Source organism: Loktanella salsilacus (genome assembly GCF_900114485.1).
Taxonomy (GTDB): domain Bacteria; phylum Pseudomonadota; class Alphaproteobacteria; order Rhodobacterales; family Rhodobacteraceae; genus Loktanella; species Loktanella salsilacus.
Map to the genome: position 1 here is coordinate 1 of NZ_FOTF01000060.1, position 3,917 is coordinate 3,917.

Consider the following 3,917-nt stretch of genomic DNA (forward strand, 5'->3'; position numbering starts at 1 on the left):
CCCCTTGGGACGGTAAGGCTGGTATTCCTTCGCCTTGGACCCTTCCTTGCCGAAGTGGGCGCGCAGCGTCAGCACCTCGTCGAGGGTGAACCACTTGGCGCCGGCCTCTGTCTCGCTCCGCCCTTGCGGCCAGTCTGGATGTTGCTTGAGCACGCGGCGGAAATGGGCCTGGGCGACGGGGATCAGATAGCGGGTGATTTCCCAGGTCGAGAACAGACGCAGGTGGCGCTTGCCATCCTCTGCCAATCCCCGCCCGGCCAGATCGTCGCGCCCCGCGCGGGCGGCGCCAGCGATTGCGGCAAAGCCGCCGGTGGTGACAGGATCATCCAGATCCCCCATCGCCTGATCGGGGTTGATGCGGAAATAGGGGGGAAGTGTCGTGCTGCTGCTCATTACCTTTTTGCCCTTATGTGCGGCCTTTTGAGCAAGATACCATAAAACGCCGCACATGAAACAAAAGGTTGCACATGTACTGCATTTTCTTAGCAAATCATGGGGTTTTGTTGCACGCAGCCGCTTGCTTGGGTGCAGGGCTAAAAAAATTACGGTGTTAATATCCGTTAGGTGATAGTTACGGTGTTCTGCCTTTTGTGCAAAGCCCTGAATCTATGCGGGGAAATGCGCATCTGAAACGACGTTGCGACTCTGATACCCCGAAGCGGCGACTCTGAAACCCCGACCCAGCGACTCTGATACCCCGATCACATACGGTTTACAGACGGTTGTGGATAACTCTAGGGTGTCACTGAAACCACGAAGATACTTCGGGTGATTCCGGCAACGTCCGGAAGAGCAGTAAAGCCCCGCAATAACCGGGGCGCAAAAGGCAGGCACGCGGCATGACAGCTTTAGCACACGGGCAGGGGGGACCTGCGGATTTTTTCGTATGCGATATTTTCGATGCTGCCCCCAAAACGGATATGGGCGGGATGGAGCATCCGATGTTCTCGCTCTCGACCCGGCCTGACCGGACGATCCGCCAGTATGCCCGCGGCGATACCACCATCACGGTGACGCCCTCTGTGCGCGGCCGCGCGACGATCCACGACAAGGATATCCTGATCTATTGCATCAGCCAGCTGATGGCGGCGCTGAATGCAGGCCGCACGATTGCGCGCAAGCTGACGCTGACGGCGCATGACCTGCTGATCGCCACGCGGCGCGATACCGGCGGCGATAGCTACACGCGCCTGTGCGAAGCGTTCGAGCGGCTGGCCGGCACGCGCATCACCACCAACATCACGACGGGCGATCAGGAAACGACATCCGGCTTTGGTCTGATCGAGGCGTGGGAGATCATGCGCAAATCTCGCGGCGGGCGGATGGTCAGCGTGACGGTGACGCTGTCCGAATGGCTGTTCCGCGCGGTGCAGTCGAAATCTGTCCTGACGCTCAGCCGCGATTACTTCACCCTGCGCAAACCGCTGGAGCGGCGCATCTACGAGATCGCGCGCAAGCATTGCGGCCAGCAGCGGATTTGGCGCGCCAGCGTCACCACCCTGCACGACAAGGCGGGATCAGACGCCCCCCTGCGCGTGTTCCGCGCCGCGATCCGCAAGATGATCGCAACCAACGGCCTGCCCGATTACGCGCTCGAGGAAGAAACCGGCGACATCATCTGCATCACCCGCAAAGGCATGAGCGCCGACCAAGCCGGCCTCGCTCCGCTGAAGCCTGCGACGATGGACGCCGCCCGCGCCGCCGCGCCGGGCTGGGATGTCTATGCGCTGGAATCCGAATGGCGCGGCTTCTGGGCCACCTCTGGCCGCCCCGCACTGCGCAGCGCCGATGCGGCGTTCCTCGGCTGGCTCAAAGGCCGCATCACCCGCTGATCATCTTCTTTGGCTTCTTCTGGTCAAAAATACCTCGGGGGACGGCGCAGCCGGGGGGCAGCGCCCCCTCAACCTCGCCCCCGATCACGCCCCTTAGAACAAATCCTGCCACGCCGCCCCGTCAAAGCAGCGCAGCACATTCCCCGCATCGTCATAATACACCGTCCCCCGCGCCGGCGCGGCGGGCGCTGTGCCCGGCACCAACTGGGCAAAGTGGTGCAACTGCACGCCCCCTGTCGCGGCCACCGCCGTGAGCGCCGTGCGCCAAGTGCCGCCCGTGGCGCTGACCTTGACCGAGAAATCATCGTTGCCCGCCAACCCCATCTCGGCCCGGCCAGAGAAGGCGTTCTGATACAGCAGGCTTGCCGTATCCCCGGCGCTGGCTTTGTTAACCTTGACCTGATGCCCGCCGCCTGCGTGGTTCAGCAGCGTTGCAGGGGCAGAGACCGTCAGGCGGTTGACCTGATCGGACGCGGCGCCGATACCGACGCCGGGCAGGTTGTTCAGGTTGCTGGCGTCTAGTCCCGCGTTTACCCAGCCAGTATCGGTCCAGACGCGCAGTACGGCCTCTGCCACGCCCCAAGCGCGCCAACCGGGGCGGGGAATGAAATAGATCCAACCGCCCCCAGAGAATGTCGCGATGCGGGCATTCTGGCCGGCCCAGACGCCGGTCGGGTCGGTGCCAAGGGCCCAGGATTCGCCCTCTTGAGCAGTATTGGGGGGCGTGGTGGCCCCGAATTGCTGCACTTGCAGTTGGACGATGATGTCCAGCCGTTCCAACGCAGCATTGTGGGTGACGTGCTTCTGGGCCTGTGCTGCCTCGATGAAGGGCAGGTTAAGACGCGGGGTGTAGGTGGTCATAGGGCGCGCTCCTGAAATCCGAAAAGGGATGTCAGGTTGTGCGCCCGCATTGGTAAATGGTGTCGGGTGTAAGCGCGCGCAGCGCGGACGCTGCGCGCAACAGATTACATGCGTGCGCGGATAATCTGCCGGATTTGTTTCAGCCGGCGCACCAGCCGAGCCAGCAACCGCAGCGACCAGCGGAGGGCGCGGTAGGCGGGGTTACTGCGGCGTAGCAGACTGCGCCGTTCGCCCTTGGACATTTGCTGGCGGTCCTTCAGCACGATGCCGCGCGCTTCCCAGCGGGACATGCGCTGGAATACGATCTGGGGGTCACGCATCCACAGTTCGGTATCGCGGGCAATCTTGACCTTTGACTGCGCAGACAGGCGCATCCCGGTGGGGCGGGGGGTTTCCTCGATAAAGTCCAGCAGGTCAGACTGACCGGCGACCCAAGCGGCATGAATGGCTTCGGCGCGCGCGCGGGCGGCAAGGCCGATGCGGCGCATGTCTTGGCTGATATCGTCGATATCGGGCAGGATGTAGCCCGCAGGCAGCACGGGGTCGGGCAGGGCGATATGGCCGGCCTCTGGGCTGGTGGGATCGGTCGGCTTTGGTCCGCGCGCCGCGATCAAGGCGGCCTGTGTCGCGGCGCGCAGCGTTGCGGCAGCCGCGGCGTAGCTGGCCGCCGGATCGGTGGTACCGGTTACGGGGGCGGGGCTTTGTCCGGTCAGGTCCATCGGCCAGTCGGTGCCTTGGGCAACGGACAGATCTGTCAGCAAGCCGTTCACGCCGTGGGTGATGTATTCGTCATGGGTTGGCGCATCATGGGCGATGACGACCATACCGCGGGCCATTGCCTCGAGCAGGCCCATACCGATGCCTTCGCTGTGCCGCGAGGCGACAAAGATGTTGGCTTGGTCCATTTCCGTCGCCAGGACGTTATGGTCCAGATCGAAATAGGACACGGTATCGGCCCCGTGGGCGGGATAATGTTCAGGGGACACGGTATCGGGGGCGTTGTGCACATGCAGATGCACCTCTGGCCCCAGCATTGCCCGCACCCGGGCAGAGGTCAGCCCCCGTTCGGGCAGGCGCTGCCAAAACACTGCGCGCGGGACAGTGTAATCCGCCACAGGGGCAAAGGTGGCGGGATCCTTCATATATTGCACAGGCAGGCTGTTCAGTCCCAGCCCCACCAGCCGGTGGTGCATGGTCTGGCAAAAACTGACGATGCGTGCCTGG

3 protein-coding genes and 1 pseudogene are annotated in these 3,917 nt (G+C 63.4%); 1 reads left to right on the top strand and 3 read right to left on the bottom strand.

Annotated features, from left to right (window positions below):
- Positions 1-393: pseudogene (locus BM131_RS19700) on the bottom strand (AAA family ATPase); the annotation flags it as partial.
- Positions 394-839: 446 nt separating this feature from the next.
- Here BM131_RS19700 and BM131_RS19705 point away from each other — a divergent pair.
- Positions 840-1,832, top strand: coding sequence for a replication initiator protein A (locus tag BM131_RS19705; protein ID WP_090192167.1), 993 nt, complete (start codon positions 840-842; stop codon positions 1,830-1,832).
- Positions 1,833-1,925: 93 nt separating this feature from the next.
- On the opposite strand, the gene BM131_RS19710 is transcribed toward BM131_RS19705, so the two are convergent.
- Positions 1,926-2,693: a DUF2793 domain-containing protein gene (locus tag BM131_RS19710; protein ID WP_090192168.1), complete on the bottom strand. Its 768-nt coding sequence runs from the start codon at positions 2,691-2,693 to the stop codon at positions 1,926-1,928.
- Positions 2,694-2,797: 104 nt separating this feature from the next.
- Positions 2,798-3,917 (bottom strand): glycosyltransferase (locus BM131_RS19715; protein WP_139222739.1); only part of this gene is annotated, 1,120 nt, incomplete at its 5' end.

Coding starts and splice junctions, on each gene's coding strand:
- BM131_RS19710 (WP_090192168.1), bottom strand. CDS start 2,693: ATGACCACCTACACCCCGCGTCTTAACCTGCCCTTCATCGAGGCAGCA.
- BM131_RS19705 (WP_090192167.1), top strand. CDS start 840: ATGACAGCTTTAGCACACGGGCAGGGGGGACCTGCGGATTTTTTCGTA.